14 protein-coding genes are annotated in these 18173 nt (G+C 69.5%); 10 read left to right on the top strand and 4 right to left on the bottom strand.

All coding sequences use genetic code 11. The features are described 5' to 3' along the window. Positions 1-22: 22 nt before the first annotated feature. The 8 genes from mreC (at position 23) to coq7 (ending at position 10246) form a co-directional block, all read left to right on the top strand. Complete coding sequence (mreC, locus tag DEH84_RS16040; protein ID WP_109037763.1) at positions 23-982, top strand: rod shape-determining protein MreC; 960 nt, start codon at positions 23-25, stop codon at positions 980-982. Next, entirely contained in the window at positions 979-1494 is a 516-nt protein-coding gene (gene mreD / locus DEH84_RS16035) for a rod shape-determining protein MreD (RefSeq protein WP_109037761.1), read from the top strand. The genes mreC and mreD overlap by 4 nt, the downstream gene beginning before the upstream one ends. Before the next feature lie 160 nt (positions 1495-1654). Further along, on the top strand, positions 1655-2482 hold the full coding sequence (locus DEH84_RS16030; RefSeq protein WP_159099002.1) for a PEP-CTERM sorting domain-containing protein: 828 nt from the start codon (positions 1655-1657) through the stop codon (positions 2480-2482). Between the two features lie 59 nt (positions 2483-2541). Further along, on the top strand, positions 2542-4356 hold the full coding sequence (locus DEH84_RS16025) for a two-partner secretion domain-containing protein (protein WP_159099001.1): 1815 nt from the start codon (positions 2542-2544) through the stop codon (positions 4354-4356). Between the two features lie 95 nt (positions 4357-4451). Next, positions 4452-6128 carry a ShlB/FhaC/HecB family hemolysin secretion/activation protein gene (locus DEH84_RS16020; RefSeq protein WP_109037756.1) on the top strand — a complete coding sequence of 559 codons (1677 nt, stop codon included), beginning with the start codon at positions 4452-4454 and terminating at the stop codon, positions 6126-6128. A gap of 71 nt (positions 6129-6199) precedes the next feature. After that, positions 6200-8356 carry a penicillin-binding protein 2 gene (gene mrdA / locus DEH84_RS16015; RefSeq protein WP_109037755.1) on the top strand — a complete coding sequence of 719 codons (2157 nt, stop codon included), beginning with the start codon at positions 6200-6202 and terminating at the stop codon, positions 8354-8356. Further along, complete coding sequence (gene rodA, locus DEH84_RS16010) at positions 8353-9507, top strand: rod shape-determining protein RodA (protein ID WP_109037753.1); 1155 nt, start codon at positions 8353-8355, stop codon at positions 9505-9507. Before mrdA ends, rodA begins: the two co-directional genes overlap by 4 nt. 76 nt (positions 9508-9583) lie before the next feature. Continuing rightward, the gene (gene coq7, locus DEH84_RS16005) at positions 9584-10246 is read left to right on the top strand and encodes a 2-polyprenyl-3-methyl-6-methoxy-1,4-benzoquinone monooxygenase (RefSeq protein ID WP_109037752.1); all 663 of its coding nucleotides are present in this window, start codon (positions 9584-9586) and stop codon (positions 10244-10246) included. Between the two features lie 12 nt (positions 10247-10258). Here coq7 and DEH84_RS16000 read toward each other — a convergent pair whose 3' ends face one another. From DEH84_RS16000 to pcaCD, 3 genes are all read right to left on the bottom strand, one after another. Beyond that, on the bottom strand, positions 10259-10681 hold the full coding sequence (locus tag DEH84_RS16000; protein WP_109037750.1) for an OsmC family protein: 423 nt from the start codon (positions 10679-10681) through the stop codon (positions 10259-10261). Positions 10682-10887: 206 nt separating this feature from the next. Next, positions 10888-12978: an ATP-dependent helicase gene (locus DEH84_RS15995; RefSeq protein ID WP_179950595.1), complete on the bottom strand. Its 2091-nt coding sequence runs from the start codon at positions 12976-12978 to the stop codon at positions 10888-10890. Further along, positions 12978-14237 carry a bifunctional 4-carboxymuconolactone decarboxylase/3-oxoadipate enol-lactonase PcaCD gene (gene pcaCD / locus DEH84_RS15990; protein WP_109038451.1) on the bottom strand — a complete coding sequence of 420 codons (1260 nt, stop codon included), beginning with the start codon at positions 14235-14237 and terminating at the stop codon, positions 12978-12980. The genes DEH84_RS15995 and pcaCD overlap by 1 nt, the downstream gene beginning before the upstream one ends. A 203-nt stretch (positions 14238-14440) precedes the next feature. Here pcaCD and DEH84_RS15985 point away from each other — a divergent pair, with 203 nt between their 5' ends. Next, positions 14441-15520 carry a septal ring lytic transglycosylase RlpA family protein gene (locus DEH84_RS15985; RefSeq protein WP_245932617.1) on the top strand — a complete coding sequence of 360 codons (1080 nt, stop codon included), beginning with the start codon at positions 14441-14443 and terminating at the stop codon, positions 15518-15520. A gap of 27 nt (positions 15521-15547) precedes the next feature. On the opposite strand, the gene hemE is transcribed toward DEH84_RS15985, so the two are convergent. Continuing rightward, positions 15548-16660: a uroporphyrinogen decarboxylase gene (gene hemE / locus DEH84_RS15980; RefSeq protein WP_109037748.1), complete on the bottom strand. Its 1113-nt coding sequence runs from the start codon at positions 16658-16660 to the stop codon at positions 15548-15550. Between the two features lie 136 nt (positions 16661-16796). Between hemE and DEH84_RS15975 the strand changes: the two genes are divergently transcribed. Next, positions 16797-18167, top strand: coding sequence for a hypothetical protein (locus DEH84_RS15975; protein ID WP_109037747.1), 1371 nt, complete (start codon positions 16797-16799; stop codon positions 18165-18167). Positions 18168-18173: the final 6 nt, after the last annotated feature.

Genomic DNA, 18173 nt, shown 5'->3' with positions numbered 1-18173 from the left:
TTGCCCGGGTTGAGCCGCCGACATGCCCCTGGCCACGCTGGACCGCACGCCGCCGCCCTTCTTCAAGCAGGGGCCGTCGGCGTTCACGCGCCTGATGTTTTTTGCTGCGCTGGCTGTTTTCCTCATGGTGGCCGACGCCCGCTGGCAGATGACGCAGCCGCTGCGTGCGCTGGTGGCCACCGTGCTGCACCCGGTGCAGGAGGTGCTGCTGGCGCCCTCGCGCTGGTGGGACGGCGCCAGCCAGTATCTGGCCGGCGTCGATGAAGCCAGGCGCACGCAGGCCCGCGCCGAACTGCTGCTGGCAGCCCAGTCCGAGCGTGTGACCCGCATGAGCCAGCTCGAACGCGAGAACGACCGCCTGCGCGCGCTGCTCGAACTCCGTCCGCGCATCGAGGTCGGCACCCGCGCCGCCGAAATCCTGTACGACGCCCCCGACCCCTACACCCGCAAGGTCGTCATCGACCAGGGCAGTCGCCATGGCGCGGTGCTGGGCTCGCCCGTCATCGACGAGACCGGGGTGCTGGGGCAGGTCACGCGGGTCTACCCGCTCACATCCGAAGTTACGTTGGTGACGGACAAGGACGCGGCCGTGCCGGTGGTGAACGTGCGAACCCGGCAGCGGGGCGTGGCTTACGGCCAGCCGGAAAACAGTGGCATGGAGTTGCGCTTCATGGCGGGCAACGCCGATGTGCAGGCGGGCGACGTGCTGCAGACCTCGGGCCTGGACGGGGTCTACCCGCCCGGGCTGCCCGTGGCCCGCGTGGTGCGTGTCGACCGGCGCGCGGACTCGGCTTTCGCGCGCATCGCGCTGGGCCCTCTGGCTCACCCGGACAGCGCCCGCCATGTCCTGCTGCTCGAGCCGCTGTCATCGCAGATGCCCGCCAAGCCGGCCGATGCGGCTGCTTCGGGCGCGTCGGCCGCGGGCGGACGCCACAAGGCGGCCTCGTCGGTCACCGTCACGCCGTCGGGGGTGCGACCATGATGCCGCGTGGCAGCGAGCTGCTGCTGCCGGTCAACCCGGTCTTCATCTGGTTTTCGCTGCTCGTGGCGATGCTCTTCAACATGCTGCCGTGGGGGCGCTGGGCCGGTGTGCCGGACCTGCTGGCCGTGGTGCTGGTGTTCTGGAACGTGCACCAGCCGCGGCGCGTCGGTGTGGGCGCGGCCTTTGTGTTCGGGCTGCTGATGGACGTGCACCAGGGCGCCTTGCTGGGGCAGCACGCGCTGGCCTACACGCTGCTGAGCTTTTTTGCCATCACGGTGCACCGCCGCCTGCTGTGGTTCGCCGTGCCGTCGCAGGCCGCGCAGATCGTGCCGCTGTTCATTGCCGCCCATGCCGTCTCGTTGCTGGTGCGGCTGATGGCCGGGGCGGGGTGGCCAGGCTGGCCGCTGGTGCTGGCGCCGCTGTTCGAGTCGCTGCTGTGGCCGGTCGCGAACTGGTTGCTGCTGGCCCCGCAGCGGCGACCGCCCGACCGCGACAAGAACCGACCTCTGTGACCGGCAACCCCGAAAATCGGTCACCGCGAAGGATTCCGGACAGTCTTGACCGATTCCCCGAGTCGGTCGTCGACTCACCCCCTCTGTTTTCGGGATGGTGCGGAGTCGATACTCAAGACACACTCTGTTGCAATTAATGGAGTGTGTGATGCGGTCTGCAATGTCTTCGGTTCTGACGTCTGTCGTCCTGCTGTGGGGCGCCTCGGCTCAGGCCGCCACGTTCTCGAGCTGGGACCTGAACGGATCGGCCGCGCTGATCGACGGCGGCAACACCGTGCGCCTGACCGCCAACCAGGCCAGCCAGGTCGGTGTCACCTGGGGCCCGGGTTCGCTGGACTTGGGCACCCTGCTCACCCGTGAGGAAAAGAAGCCCGTCGAGGTGCTCTTCGACTTCCGCGTCACCGGCACCGGGGTGAAGAGCAACTGGGGCGATGGGTTCGCGGTGTTCGTGTCCAGCCAGGCGCCGCTCGCCACGGCGTCGGGTGCGTTCGGCCTGAACGCGTTCGACGATGGCATGGCCTTCCTGATCGACCCGGCCGCGAACAAGGCCCTGTCGCGGCAGGCGGGGGCCACCAGCGATCCGGCCACCACGCTGGCGGCGTCCAAGCTCAAATTCGGGGCCGACAAGGTCGACATGCTGGACAGCACGCTGGTGCACGCAAGGCTGCAGTTCAGTTGGGTGAAGGACAAGGGCTGGACGCTCAACCTGTCGATGGACGACAGCCGCCCGGGCGAGGCATGGCGCACCTTCGCGACGTCGACCGTCTCGCAAAGCACTTTCTCGGACTGGAGTGACGTGCGCATCGGCTTTGGCGCCAGCACGCTGGGCGGCGAGCGCGCCAACTTCGACATCTTGTCGTTCTCGGCGCAGGACATGCGTTACCCGGCGGCGCCCGTGCCCGAAGCGTCGACGATGGCCCTCGCCATGGCCGGCCTCGGTGTGCTCGCCTGGTCGGCGCGCCGCCGCCGCGTGGCTGCGGGCCACTGAGCACGCCATCCCTGTTCTGAACCATGTTGCGCCCGCACTGCGGGCCGATTGGAGCTTCCATGTCTCATCGTTTTCAACGTGGCGCGCTGGCGCTGGCTGCCGCCTTTGTCTGCCAGGCACCGGCCTGGGCGCTGACGCTGGACGCATCGCAGGCCACCGTGGTGTCGGGCATCGGCTCGGTGAGCACCAGCGGCACGACCACCACCGTGACGCAGGGCAGCGCGGTGCTGCGCCTGAACTGGACCTCGCTCGATGTGCCGACGGGGCACACGCTGGCCTTCGCGCAGGGCAGCGCCACGCAGGTGGCCGTCAACGTCGTGACGGGCAACACCGGTTCGCAGGTGCTGGGCACGGTGACGGCCCCGGGCTCGGTCTACTGGATCAACCCCAACGGCCTCTTCATTGCCAAGGGTGCTCGCGTGGACGTCGGCAGCTTCGTCGGCAGCGCGCTGGGGCTGTCCATGCTGGAGCCCGCAACGGGCAAGGTCGTGCTCAAGAGCACGGGCAGCGCCGGCGTCGTGACGAACGAGGGCGAGATCGTGACGAGCGCCGGGGGCACGGTGGCCCTGGTCGGCCGCCAGGTCACGAACAGCGGCCTGCTGTCGGCGCCAGAGGGCCAGGCGCTGATGCTGGCAGGCGACCGGGTCGTCTTCAAGCCGAATGGCGAAAGCGGCGCGCTGTCCTATGTGCTCGACAAGGCGGCGGTCGACGCCCTGGTCCAGCAGTCCGGCACCGTGTCCGCCCAGGGCGGTACCGTCGTGCTCGACGCGCGTTCGCTGCAACAGGCGGTGGTCAACACCTCGGGTGTGCTCGAAGCCGGCAGCATCGAGGCTGGCACGCAGGGCGTGATCCGGCTGGTGGCGCTCGGTGCGCCGGGCAGCCAGATCGACGTCCAGGGCCAGTTGCGGGCCGGTGATCTGGAAACCGTGGATTGGCGCACCATGCCGGTGAGCGCAGAGCTGGCCGAGGGCGGTGTGCTGCGCTGGCAGGCCGCCATCGAAGGCGCCGGCAAGAACTGGGGCGAGTACTTCGTCGAGGCCCAGGCGATGGACAAGGTGTATGACGGCACCGACGTGGCTTCGCTGCGCTTCGACCTGCGCGGGCTGCCGAGCAACGTGCCCACCGCGATCGAGGTGGTGAAGGCGCGCTTCGATGCGGCCTTTGTGTCCGACGAGGCCGATCCGCGCTGGGACGTGGCGACCGAGATCCGGGCCAGCCTCGACGGCGAGGGCTACATCATGGCGGCGCCGCGTGAATCCGATGAAGGCCGCGTGCTGGCCGCCATCCTGCCCAAGGCGCTGGATGTGCTGGTGAAGACCAAGGTGGTCGACGGCACCCGCACGGCCGAGTTGATCGGCATTGACAGCACGCAGTTGATCGCCGGGGACAACGTGGATCCGCTGCGGGTGGAAGAGATCCTGTTCGATTCGGCCGAGGCCAGTGCCGAGCACATTCGCGTGCAGTTCCGTGGGCTGACGTTCTCCGGTTCGGAAGCCGGCAACTATACCTTCGCCCTGCTGCCCGAGGGCGCGGCCACCAGCCTGTCCCCCGGCCCGGTCTTCGTGACCAGCGGGCGCATCGTGCCGGCCGTGGTCGTGCCCGAAACGCCGACCAACCCCACCACCCCGACCACCCCCACCACACCGACGACCCCGTCCGTGCCGGGCACCGTGATCGGCACCGTGCAGCAGGGTGGCCAGCCCACCGGTCTGGGTGCCAACCTCGCCGGCCTGTCTGACCTGCTGAGCCGCTTCCCGGCCACCGCGGCCGGTGAGGAGGAGGATCCGGACCTGCTCGGCACGGTTCGTCTGTCGGGCAACAGCCCGCTGCAGGTGAAGGACGGCGGCGTCCGCGTGCCGGCCACGCTGCGCTGAAATGACCTTGCGCCGGCCCGTCGGGTCCGGCGCGCCCGAGACCTCTCACGGCGGCCGGCCGATGTCGGCCGCCGTGCTCATTCCCTCCGATTGCCATGTCCCGACCGATCCCCTTCCGCCCGCGTGACCTCGGTGTGGCCGCAGCCGGCCTGATGGCCGCCGTGGGGCTGCATGCCCAGACCCCGACTTTGCCCGGTGCGGGCGACGTGCAGCGTGCGCTCACGCCCCCCGTGGCGCCGGCCGTGCCACAAGACCGTGCCGCCCCGCTGACCGCGCCCGCGGCCCCCGCAGCCCAGGCCGATGCGGCGGGCCCCCGCGTGCTGGTGCGCGCGGTGCGCCTGACCGGCGTCACCGTGCTGCCCGAAGCCGAGGTCCGCGCGCCGCTGGACGAACTCGTGGGCCGCAGCTGGTCACTGATCGAACTGCAGCGCGCCGTGGCCCGCGTGACCCGTCTGTACCAGGAGCGCGGCTACCCCATTGCCCGCGCCATCCTGCCCGCGCAGGACATCGTCGACGGGGCGATCGAGGTGCGTGTGCTGGAGGGGCAGGTGGGGCAGGTCCGGCTGGACAACACCTCCCGTCTGACCGATGCCACCGTGGCCCGCCTGCTGGGCGACATCCCCGGCGGTTCGGTGGTGCGCGGGCCCGAGCTGGAGGCCCGCTTGCTGACGCTGGGCGACATCCCGGGCACCAGCCGCGCCAGCGTCGTGCTCGAACCCGGCACCCGCACCGGTGAATCGGACCTCACGGTGCGCGTCGACCCGGCCCCCGCCGTCACCGGGCAGCTGGACTTCGACAACCATGGCAACCGCTACACCGGTTACTGGCGCGCGGCCGCGCAGCTCGCCTGGAACAGCCCGCTGGGCCTGGGCGATCAGCTCACGGCCCGCGCGTTGGTCACGGACGAGTCGACCCAGAACCTGCGTCTGGGCTGGCGTGTGCCGGTGGCGCGCCCTGGCGTCACAGTCGGCGCGGCCTATTCCCAGGTCGATTACCAACTGCGTCGCGAGTACGAAAACCTGCGCGCCAGCGGCACCGCCCGCATGGGCACCGTGGACGTGGCCGCCACGCTGGCTCGCTCCCCGGGGGCGGGCCTGCTGGGCCGCCTCAGCTGGGATCAGAAGCTGTACGCCGACAAGATCGCCCTGCTGAGCAACCACTTCAACCGCAAGCAGGCGGATGTCGTGTCGGCGAGCTTCAACGGCTTCGGCACCCAGGGCGCCACCAGCCACGCGTGGACGGCCGTGCTGTCACGCGGCAAGCTGAACCTGCCGGCCGCCGAGCAGGTGGCCAACGACGGTCGCCGCACCATGGGCTACTTCAGCAAGGCGGTGCTGACCGCCAACCTGAATGCCACGCTGCGTCCGGGCTGGTCGGTGTTCGGCTCGGTCTACGGCCAGGCCGCCTCGCGCAACCTCGATCCGTCCGAGAAGATGTCCATCGGGGGCGTCAACGGTGTGCGCGCCTATCCGGAGGGCGAAGCGCTGGGCGACCAGGGCGTGCTGGGCACGGCCGAGCTGCGCTACACCCTGCCGCTGCAGCCGGTGCAGCTCGGCCTGTTCGTCGATTCCGGCCATGTGCGCTTCGACCGGTTCCAGTCGGCCGGCCGCCACGGTCGCACCCTCACCGGGGCCGGGCTGTCGCTCGTGTGGGCACCGACGCCGGACATCGGCCTGAAGGCCATGGTCGCCACCCGCCTGGGCGACGCGCGCATCGAGACCGAGCCGGACAGCCGCACCCGCCTGTGGGTGCAGAGCGTGGTGCGTTTCTGAGGCCGGCCGGCCGCCCTCACGGGGGCGCCGGCAACCCGCTCGCGCTACGATAGCGGGTTGCGCGCCCGCCCATGACCGAACTCAAGAACCTCGAAGCCGAACTCAGCCGCTTCCGGCTCCGCCTGTGGGCCGCGGCCGGCTTCGTGCTGCTCTGTTTCAGTCTGCTGGTCTTCCGCCTGGTCACGCTGCAGGTGGTGCGCCACGAGCAACTTGCCACGCAGGCCGAAAGCAACCGCATCGCGGTGGTGCCCATCGTGCCGAACCGCGGCCTCATCGTCGACCGCAACGGCGCGGTGCTGGCCAACAACTACTCGGCCTACACGCTCGAGATCACGCCCTCCAAGGTGCAGGATGTCGAGGCCACGATCGACGCGCTGGCCGAGATCGTCGACATCCAGGCCCGCGACCGCCGCCGCTTCAAGCGCCTGCGCGAAGAATCCAAGAGCTTCGAGTCCATCCCGATCCGCACACGGTTGAGCGACGAGGAGGTGGCCCGCTTCACCGCGCAGCGTTACCGCTTCCCCGGGGTCGACATCCAGGCGCGTCTGTTCCGCCATTACCCTTACGGCGCGCTGGCCAGCCACGTGCTGGGCTACATCGGGCGCATCAACCAGCGCGAGGCCGCCGCGATGGAGGACTGGCCCGAAGAGGACCAGGCCAACTACCGTGGCACCGAACACATCGGCAAGCTCGGCATCGAGCAGAGCTACGAGCGCGAGTTGCACGGCATCACCGGGGTGGAAGAGGTCGAGACCAGTGCGGGCGGGCGGGCCGTGCGCCGGCTGCGCTCCACGCCGGCCACGCCGGGCAACACCGTCCACCTGTCCATCGACATCAAGCTGCAGGGCCTGATCGAGCGCCTGTACGGCAACCGCCGCGGCGCGCTGGTGGCCATCGACCCCCGCAACGGCGAGGTGCTGGCCTTCGTCTCCAAGCCGACGTTCGACCCCAACCTGTTCGTCGACGGCATCGACAGCGAGAACTGGAAGGAGCTCAACGAGAGCACCGACAAGCCGCTGCTGAACCGCGCCCTGCGCGGCACCTACCCGCCGGGCTCGACCTACAAGCCCTTCATGGCCCTGGCCGCGCTGAATACCGGCAAACGCAACCCCAACACCATCGTCATGGACAACGGGGTGTTCCTGTTCGGTGGACACCGCTTCCGCAGCCCGGAGAACGAGCGCGGCGGCGCCATGGACATGCGCCGCGCCATCGTCGAGTCCAGCAACGTCTACTTCTATTCGCTGGCCAACGAGATGGGCGTGGACCTGATCCACGACCAGATGGCACAGCTGGGCTTCGGCCGGCACACCGGCATCGACCTCAAGGGCGAGGTCACAGGCATCCTGCCGTCGACCGAATGGAAGCGCAAGGCCTATCGCCGGCCCGAGCAGAAGAAGTGGTACGCCGGCGAGACCATCTCGCTGGGCATCGGCCAGGGTTACAACAACTTCACCATGCTGCAGATCGCCTCGGCGCTGGGCACGATGGTGAGCGATGGCCAGCGCCACCAGCCCCGCATCGTGCGCGAGATCGAGAACGTCGTGACCCGCGAACGCCACGTGCCCGAACGCACGTCGCTGACGCCGCTGCGCTTTCAGCCTGGGCACACGAGCCTGATCCGCGAGGCCATGCAGGGCGTGACGCTGCAGGGCACCTCCACCCGCGTGTTCCTGGGCGCCGGCTACACCAGCGGCGGCAAGACCGGCACCGCGCAGGCCGTGGGGCTGCGGCAGAACGAGAAGTACGTGGCCTCGCGGCTGGATGAATACCGGCGCGACCATTCGCTGTACGAGGCCTTTGCCCCGGTCGACAACCCGCGCGTGGCGCTGGCCGTCATCGTCGAGAACGCGGGTTTCGGGGCCGCCGCGGCCGCCCCCATTGCCCGCCGCGTGCTCGATTACCTGCTGCTCGGCGTCTACCCCAGCGAGGAGGACATCGCGCTGGTGCAGCAGGGCAAGGCCGCTGCGCCCGTCGGCACGCCACGCCGCGTCGCCGACGTGCCGCTGCCGCGTGCCACCGATGTGTTCGGCGCCGAGCCGCCCCGCGTCGTCGGCAGCGCGGCCTCCCCGGTCAGCGCGTCCGCCCCGGTCAGCGCACCGGCCTCGGCGGCGTCGCCGTCTGCGCCGGCACCCGCCCCGGTGCCTCTGCCCGCCCCGGCGCCCTCGGCCCCGGCCGCGCCGCCCCCCGCGGCCGTCCACGCTTCTTCGCCCCGCGTGCAGCCATGAGCATCGCCTTCGACAAGCCCTCGTTGTGGCAACGCATCCGCCCGGTCTTCCAGGGCTTCGACCTGCCGCTGCTGCTGATCGTGATGGCGCTGTGTGCCACCGGCCTGGTCACCATGTACTCGGCCGGCTTCGACCACGGCACGCGGTTCGCCGACCAGTCGCGCAACATGGTGCTGGCCGCCTTGGTGATGTTTGCCGTGGCCCAGGTTCCGCCGCAGCGCCTCATGAGCCTGGCCGTGCCGCTGTACGTGCTGGGCGTGGTGCTGCTGGTGGCCACCGAGCTGTTCGGCATCACCAAGAAGGGCTCGACCCGCTGGCTCAACGTCGGCATGGTCATCCAGCCGTCCGAGATCCTCAAGATTGCCGCGCCGCTGATGCTGGCGTGGTGGTTCCAGCGTCGCGAGGGCCAGTTGCGCGGGCCCGATTTCGCGATGGCCGGCGCCATCCTCATGCTGCCCGTGGGCCTGATTCTCAAGCAGCCCGACCTGGGCACGGCCATGCTGGTGCTGTCGTCCGGCCTCTACGTGATCTTCTTTGCCGGACTCAGCTGGCGCCTCATCGTGCCCGTGCTGGCGGCCGGTGCCATCGGCATCAGCCTGATCATCTGGTATGAGCCGCAGCTGTGCCAGCCCGGTGTGAAGTGGATCGGCCTGCACGACTACCAGAAGACCCGTGTCTGCACGCTGCTGGACCCGACGGCCGATCCGCTGGGCAAGGGTTTCCACATCATCCAGGGCATGATCGCCATCGGCTCGGGTGGGGTCACGGGCAAGGGCTTCATGCAGGGCACGCAGACCCACCTCGAGTTCATCCCCGAGCGCACCACCGACTTCGTCTTCGCGGCGTTTTCCGAAGAGTTCGGCCTGATCGGCTGCCTCGGCCTCATGGCCGGCTTCCTGGCGCTGATCTTCCGCGGGCTCTACATCGCCTCGCAGGCGCCCGTGCTGTTTTCGCGGCTGCTGGCCGGCGCGATCTCGCTGAGCTTCCTGACCTACTCCTTCGTCAACATGGGGATGGTGAGCGGCATCCTGCCGGTGGTGGGTGTGCCGCTGCCCTTCATCAGCTATGGCGGCACGGCCATGGTCACGCTTGGCCTGGCGCTCGGCATCCTGATGTCGATCGCCAAGAGCCGCGGGCTGATGCAGCGCTGAGTCGCGCCCGCCCCGGATGCGGGGTTTTGCGTACGATCAGGGTCGGCCCTCCTCCAACCTGTCACCATCGGCGACCATGCACACCGCCTCCTCTTCCCCTGCTGCCGTCCAGCATGACGGCCTGGACCGCCTGCTCATCTCGTTCGATTCGGCCATCCGCACCGTGTTTGCCGAGCACACGGCCACACGGCCCTGCCCGCAACCCGAAACGGAAGGCAGCGCGCTGAGTGACGAGCAGAAGCGCCTGTCGGCCGCGCTGATGCGCGTGAACCATGTGGGCGAGGTGTGCGCGCAGGCGCTCTACGCCTCGCAGGCCTGGGGCACGAAGGACCCGGCGCTGAAGGCGCAGTTCGACGCGGCCGCGCGCGAAGAGACGGACCACCTGGCGTGGACCGAACAGCGCCTGAAGGAACTGGGTGGGCGCACCAGCCTGCTCAACCCGCTGTGGTACGCCGGCGCCTTCGGCATCGGCCTGCTGGCTGCGCGCGCGGGCGATGGCGTCAGCCTGGGCTTTGTCGTCGAGACCGAGCGCCAGGTCGAGGCCCACCTCAACAGCCACCTCGACCGCCTGCCCGAGGGCGACACCGCCTCGCGGGCCATCGTGCGCCAGATGCGCGACGACGAGGTCGAGCACGCCGACGCCGCGCTGGCCGCAGGCGGTCAGGCCCTGCCGGCCCCGGTGCGCGGGCTCATGAAGCTGGCGGCCAAGGTGATGACCTTCACCGCCCACCGCATCTGAGCCCTCGGCGGCTCAGGCCGCCACCACCTCGAAGCTGGTCGTGATCTCGGCGGTCTTGCCGATCATGATCGAGGCCGAGCAGTACTTTTCGTGCGACATCTGGATGGCGCGGGCCACGGCCGTCTCTGGCAGGTTCACGCCGGTCACCACGAAGTGCATGTTGATCTTCGTGAACACTTTGGGGTCGACCTCGGCGCGGTCGGCCGTGATCTTGACCTGACAGCCGCGCACGTCGTGGCGCCCGCGCTTGAGGATCAGCACGACGTCATAGGCCGTGCAGCCGCCCGTGCCCGCCAGCACCGTTTCCATCGGCCGGGGGGCCAGGTTGCGGCCGCCGCCTTGGGGCGCGCCGTCCATGTTGATGATGTGGCCACTGCCCGTTTCAGCCATGAAGGCCATGCCGGAGGCGGGTTGCCAGTTGATCGTGCATTCCATGTGTCGGTCCTGCTGCGGGTGATATCCGTAAAAACCCTTGTGAACAATCGCGGGTGGTTGTACACTTGGCGACATCGCGATGGAACTTTTCCTGCTGTTGCGGAGTCGTTCCACTGCTTGTTTCGTTTGTCTCCTCCACCCATCTCCTTTGGTGGATTTAAACCCGAGTCTGCAAGGACTCGGGTTTTTTTTCGGCCCGGTGACGGCTAGAGCTGCGATTTCGCTGCGGCCGCGCTCAGCTTGGCCTTGGCCGCCATCTCTTCGCGCAGGCGCTTCAGCTTCTCGCGGGGGTCTTCTTTCTGGCCGCCCCCTTCGTCCAGCTTCATTTCGGCAATGAAGCGGCTGGGCGTGGCCTGCACGTACTCACGGCCCTTCTTGCGGCGCTTGAGCACGCTCACGCCCAGCGTCAGCCGCGCGCGCGTGATGCCCACATACATCAGCCGGCGCTCTTCCTCGACCTGCTGGCCGCTGATCTCGCCGTCCTCGCGCGAGAAGGGCAGCAGCCCCTCGTTGACGCCGGCCAGCACCACGTGGGGCCACTCCAGGCCCTTCGAGGCGTGCAGTGTGGTCAGCGTCACCTGCTTCTGATCGCTCTCGCGCTCGGCCAGGCTGGTGATCAGCGAGATCAGCTGCGCCACCTCGAGCACGTTCTTGCGTTCGCTCTCGACCGTCATGCCGCCGTCGTTCTCGATCTCACCGCCGCAGCGCTTGGCCACCCAGTCGACGAAATCCAGCACGTTGGCCCAGCGCGCCGCCGCGACCTTCTCGTTTTCTTCGTTGTCGTAAAGGTGCTGCTCGTAGCCGATCTCCTTGAGCCACTCCAGCAGCAGTTCCTTGGCCGCTTCAGCGCCCACGGTCTGGCGGGCGCGGTACTCCAGGTCGTTCACGTAGCGGCCGAACTCGTGCAGGCCATCGAGCGCACGCCGGTTCAGCGCCGTGCCCAGCGACTCCGAGAACAGCGCCTCGAACAGGCTCACCTTCCACTTGCCCGCGAATTCGCCCAGGGCGCCCAGCGTCTGGTGGCCGATGCCGCGCTTGGGCGTCGTCACCGCGCGCAAAAACGCCGGGTCGTCGTTGTTGTTGATCAGCAGGCGCAGCCAGGCGCACAGGTCCTTGATCTCGGCCTTGTCGAAAAAGCTCTGCCCGCCCGACACCTTGTACGGGATGTTGGCCTTGCGCAGCGCCTGCTCGAAGGGCCGCGCCTGGTGGTTGGCGCGGTACAGGATGGCGAAGTTGCTCCAGTCGGCCTTGTCGCTGCCCGGGTGGTCGTGCAGCAGGCGGTTGCGCAGCAACTGGAAGTGCGCCACGGTGCGCTCGGCCTCGTGCTCTTCGTTGTCGCACGCCATCAGCTTGATGGGCTCACCTTCGCCCAGGTCCGACCACAGCGTCTTCTGGAACAGCTTGGGGTTGAGCTGGATGACGTGGTTGGCCGCGCGCAGGATGGCGCTGGTCGAGCGGTAGTTCTGCTCCAGCGGGATGACCTTGAGGCTGGGGTAGTCCTGCGGCAGTCGCTTGAGGTTGTCCAGCGTGGCGCCGCGCCAGCCGTAGATCGACTGGTCGTCGTCGCCCACCGCGGTGAACACGCCGTCCGGCCCGACCAGCAGCTTGAGCAGCTCGTACTGCGTGGCGTTGGTGTCCTGATACTCGTCGACCAGCACGTGGCGCAGCTGGCGCTGCCACTTCTGGCGCACGGCCTCATGCTCCTGCAGCAGCTTCAGCGGCAGGCCGATCAGGTCGTCGAAATCGACCGCCTGGTAGGCGAGCAGCCGTTCTTCGTACAGTTTCATCACCCGCGCGGCCACCACGTCGTCGTCGGTCTTGCAGTGGCTCAGGGCGGCGTTCGAGTCCAGCCCCTGGTTCTTCCACAGGCTGATCGTCCACTGCCAGCTCCGGGCCAGCTTGGCATCGGTCGTGGCGCCGCAGTCGCGCAGGATGCTCGTGACGTCGTCGCTGTCGAGGATGGAAAAGCCCTGCTTGAGCCCGAGCGCGCTGCCGTCCTCGCGCAGCAGCTTGACGCCCAGCGAGTGGAAGGTGCTGACCAGCAGTTTGGCCGCGGCCCGCGGGCCGATCAGGCTCTTGACCCGCTCGCGCATTTCCGCGGCGGCCTTGTTGGTGAAGGTGATGGCGCCGATCTGCGAGGGCGCCAGGTCGGCGCCGTAGCCCGGCTGCAGCAGCCGCGCGATCTTGTGGGTGATCACGCGGGTCTTGCCAGAGCCGGCGCCGGCCAGCACCAGGCAGGGCGTGTCCAGGTGCTCCACGGCCGCCATCTGGGCCGGGTTCATGGTCGGAACAGACATCAGAGGCTGGCCACGAACTCGCTGAGCAGCTCGGCAAAGGCCTGTGGCTGTTCGACGGCGCTCAGGTGGGCGCAGCCTTCCAGCACCGCCAGCTGCGCGCCCGGGATGGCCCGTGCGAGCGCCTGGGCGGCCGCCACCGGCGTGGTCTGGTCGACGCTGCCGGCCACCACCAGCGTGGGCAGCCGGAGCTGGCCGAGGCGGTAGCCGTAGTCGGCCTCGCACAGCGCGGCGGCGCAGGCGGTGTAACCCTCGGGGTCGGTGGATTCGAGCAGGCGCTGGTGGCGGGCCACGGCGGCGGCCTGCGTGCGGCGGAATTCATCGCTGAAGAAGCGCGCCATGGTCGAGGTGCCGATGGCGCCCAGGCCGTGCGATTCCACCGTGGCAATGCGCTGCCCGATGGCCTCGCGGCCGGCCTCGTCGTAGCCGGCCGTCGTGTTGGCCAGCACCAGGGCCTTGACCTTGTCCGGGTGGCGCAAGGCCAGTTCCTGTCCGATCAGCCCGCCCATCGACAGGCCCACCCACACCACGGGCTCTCCACCGGCCACCTCGTCGATCAGGCGGGCGGCATCGGCGGCCAGTTCGGTCAGGGTCAGCGGCTCGGAGGGCGTCTGCGAGCGGCCATGGCCGCGGGTGTCGGGGCAGATCACGCGGTGGCCTGCGGCCAGTTCGTTGGCCACGAGGTCCCACATGCTGCCGTCCTGGCCCAGTGCGTGGCTGAGCACGAGCGTGTGCGCCGGCGCCTTGTTGCGGGCGTCGCGCACCGTGGCGTGCAGCTTGGGGCGGGTGTGCGTGAACACCGAGCGGCCCACGCCGGTGTGCCAGGCCTGGTCGGCCGGGTGGGGTTCGGGCTCCATGCCCAGTTCGCGCAGGATCTGCACCGCCTTGGCAAAGCCGGTGTTGGCCGCCGGCACGCCGGCATAGATGGCGATCTGGATCAGCGCCTCGCGCACCTCTTCCGGGGTCAGTGTGTGGGCGTTGCCGGGTGTCAGCGAGCCGCGGAGGTGGATCTCGAACTCGTCCCAGCGGCCCAGCGCACTCGTGACCGCCAGAACCAGCACGCGGCGGGTCTTCCAGTCCAGGCCGGGGCGGCCCCAGGCACCGTGCCAGGCGTACTCGGTGATGAAGTGCTGGAACTCGGCGTTGAAGCGGTTGGCCTTGGCGATGGACTTGTCGACCCAGGCATCACCCAGCGCGGCGCGCCGGTTGCGCATGCCGCGCTCGAAGTCGTGCTGGAAAACGGGGTCCTCTGGTCGTGACATGGCGGCGTGGGCAGGGCAGGCGGTCTGGAAAGGGCGGCCGGGTGGCGGCCACGAGATGCGAATTGTGCCGCGTTGCCTTCCTTGCCGCGCGCATCGGGGCAAGACGGAGGGGGCGCCGTGTAACACCAGGGTGGGCCCCGGCCGCCTGTTCGGGCGGAAACGACCTGTCACTTCAGTCGGTGGGCTTGCGGTATCGTGCGCGCATGCACCGCCTCCTGCCCTCCACCCCGACTGTGAACATGCTGCGCCGCGGTGCCGGCGTGGCCCCGTGGCTGGCCCTGCTGGGCGTGCTGGCAGGCTGTGCCAGCGGCCCGGGCAGCGACCGCGGGGCAGGGCAGGCGGCCCGGACGCCGGCCGGCGTGCCCCCGGTGGTCGCGCGCCATCCCGACCGCGACGGCCCCCCGTTGAACCCGCCCCCCGAACTGCTGGCGGCCGCGGCGTCCGAGCCGCGGATCGAACCCATCCGCTCCGGTGGCGCCAACAAGCCTTACACCGTGCTGGGTCAGCGTTACACACCGGAACGTGAAGATCAGGCATTTCGCGAACGGGGGCTCGCTTCGTGGTACGGCACGCGGTTTCATGGTCGCCGCACCGCCAGCGGCGAGCTGTACAGCGTCTACGGCCTCACGGCCGCGCACCGCACCCTGCCCATCCCGAGCTACGCCCGCGTTCGGCATGTGGCTTCCGGCAAGGAGGTCATCGTGCGCATCAACGACCGAGGGCCCTTCCACCGCGAGCGCGTCATCGACCTCAGCTATGCGGCCGCCCACCGGCTGGGCATCACCGGCGGACTCAGCGAGGTCGAGGTCGAGCGCCTGACCTTCGACGAGATCCGCTCCGGGGCCTGGCGCCGAGGCACACCGCTCGACCCGGCGCTGCCCGGCTCGCCCGAAAGCGAGGCCGCAACCCTGGCCTCGGGCCGCCTCGAAGGGGGGGCGGAGCCTGTCGGGCTGACCGCAGGAGGGGCAGCCGCCCCCGTGGCCACGCCGCCGGCACACACCCCGTTGGCGACCGAACCGGCGCCCGCCCGGGCCTACACCACCGCCGCACGCGGCTTCTGGGTCCAACTGGCCGCGCTGACGCGCCGTGACAGCGTCGAGCGCCTGCAGCAACGCATTGCCACCGACCTGCACGCGCTTCAGCCACTGCTGGCGGTGTTCCAGGAGTCGTCGCTGTTCAAGCTGCAGGTCGGGCCGTATGCCTCGCGCGAGCAGGCGCATGCGGCGGCTCGGCAGGCGCAGCATGCGTTGCAGGTGCGCCCGGTGGTCATCGAGCGGCGCTGAGCGGCGTCGATGGGCCGCCCGGGAAGGTCAGCCGTGCAGCGCGCGGCTGTGGGCGTGCACCGTGTCCACCAGCACCGACACGTTTTCCGGCGGGGTGAACTGGCTGATGCCGTGGCCCAGGTTGAACACATGGCCCGATTGCGCCGTGTGCTTGCCGAACGCATCCAGCGTGCGCTTGACCTCGGCCTGCACCTGCTCGGGGTTGGCAAACAGCACGTTCGGATCCAGGTTGCCTTGCAGCGCCACGCGGTCGCCGGTCAGGGCGCGGGCCTTGTCCAGTCCCATGGTCCAGTCCAGCCCGATCACGTCGGCGCCGCTGTCGGCAATCTCGTTCAGCCAGATGCCGCCGCCCTTGGTGAACACGATGTGCGGGATGCGGAAGCCGTTGTGCTCCTTCTTCAGTTGGCTGAGCACGCGCTGCGTGTAAGCCAGGCTGAACTGCTGGAAGGCGCCATCGGCCAGCACGCCCCCCCACGAGTCGAACACCATCACGGCCTGCGCGCCGGCTTCGATCTGGGTGTTCAGGTAGAGGGCCACCGCATCGGCGTTGACGCTCAGGATGCGGTGCATCAGGTCGGGGCGCTGGTACATCAGCGTCTTGACGGCGCGGTAGTCGTCCGAGCCACCGCCTTCGACCATGTAGCAGGCCAGCGTCCACGGGCTGCCCGAGAAGCCGATCAGCGGCACCTTGCCCACGCCGTTGGCGTCAGACAGTTCACGGCGGATGGTGCGCACGGCATCGAACACATAGCGCAGCTTGTCCATGTCCGGCACGGCGAGCTCGGCCACGGCGGCTTCGTCGCGCACGACCTTGGCGAACTTCGGGCCTTCTCCGACGGCAAAGCTCAGGCCCAGGCCCATGGCATCGGGCACGGTCAGGATGTCGCTGAACAGGATGGCCGCGTCCAGGTCGTAGCGGCGCAGCGGCTGCATCGTCACCTCGCAGGCCAGCTCCGGGTTGGTGGCCAGGCCCATGAAGCTGCCGGCCTGGTCGCGCGTGGCGCGGTACTCCGGGAGGTAGCGGCCGGCCTGGCGCATCAGCCACACGGGCGTGCAGTCGGTGGGCAGGCGCAGGCAGGCGCGCAGAAAGCGGTCGTTGGCCAGAGGGGGCAGCGAGGGGGATGAGGTGGCGACGGTCATCCGCGCATTGTAGGCAGTCCCCCTCAGCGCATTCAGGGGGGAGGGCGCGCAAGTCCTGAGCCAGATCACATCCGGCTCTGCCAGCATGCGTTGTATGTCACACGTTTTGTCTGATGAGCCCCCTTCGACGGTGCCGATGAACCGCACCGAGCACGGCTATGCCGCCATCGAGGGCCTGGCCGGCACCATGATCCAGCCCTATCTGGTGCGTCTGAGTGCCCCCGTCGACGAGGCAACGCTGCGCGGCGTGCTGCGTGCGCTGGTCACGGCCTACCCCAAGCTGCGGTCGGTGGTCGAACCCGGCCTGCACCGCTGTCATTTCCGCGTGCTGCCCGAGGGGCCACTGATCGACCAGCTGTTCGAGCGCGTGCTGCGCGTCCACCCCGGCCTCGATCTCGATGACCCGGACGTGCTGCTCGCCTGGCACCGCGACGCCCTGCACGACGTGGTGCCACTGGAGCGGGGCCTGGGGCTGCGGGTGCACTTTGCGCCCCATCCTGAGCGCCCCGCGCTGATCTTCGGCGTGCCCCACATCTTTGCCGACGGCATGACCATGGTGCACCTGGTGTCACAGCTGCTGCGTGGACTGGAGGGCAGCCTGATCGAGCCGATGCCGCTGGAGGCGCCTTCGATGCTCGGCGCCATCGCGCCCACGCACTGGTGGCAGTGGCCGCGTCAGCTGTGGCGCTCGCGCGCCCACCGCGTTGCCGAGCGACGGCAGTTGGCCGCGCTGCACGTGCAGCAACTGCCCACCCGCTTGCAGCCGCACTACACCACCACCGGCCTGTGCCACCACCAGGTGCCTGTCGGCACGGCGCGGCTGCGCGCTGCCGCCCGGGGGCTCGGTGTGTCGCTCAACACCCTGGTCGTGTCCGGTCTGGCGCAGGCCTTTCTCGAGCAGGCGCCTGACGACCCCCTGGCCGCGGCCGTCATCCGCATCTCCGTCAACCTCCGCCGCCACTACCCTGCGGCGGCGGGGCATGGCCCGCTGTGGGGCAACCACGTCGGCGCCTTCCTCGTGATCGAATCGGATCCCCGCAAGCCGCTGCTCGCCCGCGTGCGCGCCGTCGACGCCGCCATCCGCGAAGGCCAGGCCCGCTACGCCCGTCGCGAGATGGCCTGGACCTACCTGTGGGACGAGCTCACCCCCTGGCTGGGCCGCACGCTGATCGGCCACATCGCGGTCAAGATGATGCGCGCGGGCCGCTTCCCGAAAATCAGCTGCCATGCCACCAGCCTGGGCGATGTCGCAGCAATCCAGCCGCCCGTGGGGCGCGTGCGTGTCGAGCAGATGGTCGGCGTGGTCAACAGCATCTCGCCGCTGCCGGTGCTCACCGAGCTCGACGGCCGGCTCAGCATCCCCATGACCTGGCAGCGCGCCGAAACCGACGAGGCCGACGTGCGCGCCTTCCTCACCCGGGTGGATGCGGTGCTGGCCCGCATGGCCGACGAGGCCCTGTCCGCCACCGAAGCGCCGAAAGCCATGCCAGAGGCCCGCGCCGCCTGACGGCCG

The organism is Aquabacterium olei (assembly GCF_003100395.1).
Taxonomy (GTDB): Bacteria; Pseudomonadota; Gammaproteobacteria; order Burkholderiales; family Burkholderiaceae_C; genus Aquabacterium; species Aquabacterium olei.
Note: the sequence above shows the minus strand (reverse complement) of the source record. Positions and strands in the feature narration are given on the sequence as shown.